The following is a 776-nucleotide window of genomic DNA, read 5'->3' on the forward strand; positions in this document are numbered from 1 at the left end:
AGAAAAAGGAAGAGTTTTTATTGAAACAACCAATTTTCTTGCGCCCCGCTTTCTAGGAACGCATCTAGGGGCGAAACGAAATTGCAGGATTTGTACGGGTATGACATTCCTTTCGGGCAAACGGGGGAGTGTTGGGTCATTTCAGCAAAACTCGTAAACAACAAAAGGGAGGGGACAGAAAGATGACATATAAAGCAATAGTAGAAAAATGGCTTTCCTATCCAGAGCTAGATGCAGAATTGAAACAACAATTAATTTCTATGCAGCATAATGAAAAAGCCCTTGAAGAGAGCTTTTACAAAAACTTAGAATTCGGCACAGGCGGTATGCGCGGGGAGATTGGTCCTGGTACGAATCACGAATCGGATGAATATCTATACTATTCGCAAGGCATCGGAAGGATTAGCGCGTTATATTGTTGAACAAGGCGAAGAAGCGAAAGAACGCGGTGTCGTGATTGCCTATGATTCCCGCCATAAGTCGCCGGAGTTTGCGTTGGAAGTGGCTAAGACGGTTGGGAAGCATGGGATTAAAGCTTACTTATTTAAAGAGCTTCGTCCAACGCCAGAGCTGTCGTTTGCCGTTCGTTATCTCGGAGCGTTTGCCGGTGTTGTCATTACCGCAAGTCATAATCCGCCGGAGTATAACGGGTTTAACATATTTACCGAGAAGTCTCCTACCTCTAAACAAAGTGTAGGTGGGAGAGGAATCGGTTGTTTTTTCTCCTAAAAATAGAACATATGTGCTATACTATTCTTATCCATGATTTGGTGAAA

Annotated in this window: 1 pseudogene; it reads left to right on the forward strand. The window is 43.4% G+C overall.

Annotated features, from left to right (window positions below):
• Window positions 1-182: 182 nt before the first annotated feature.
• Window positions 183-669 (forward strand): annotated as a pseudogene (locus tag GZ1_RS18760) (phospho-sugar mutase); the annotation flags it as partial.
• Window positions 670-776: the final 107 nt, after the last annotated feature.

Origin of the sequence: Geobacillus zalihae NBRC 101842 (assembly GCF_001544135.1) — a bacterium.
In the GTDB taxonomy this organism is placed as follows: domain Bacteria; phylum Bacillota; class Bacilli; order Bacillales; family Anoxybacillaceae; genus Geobacillus; species Geobacillus zalihae.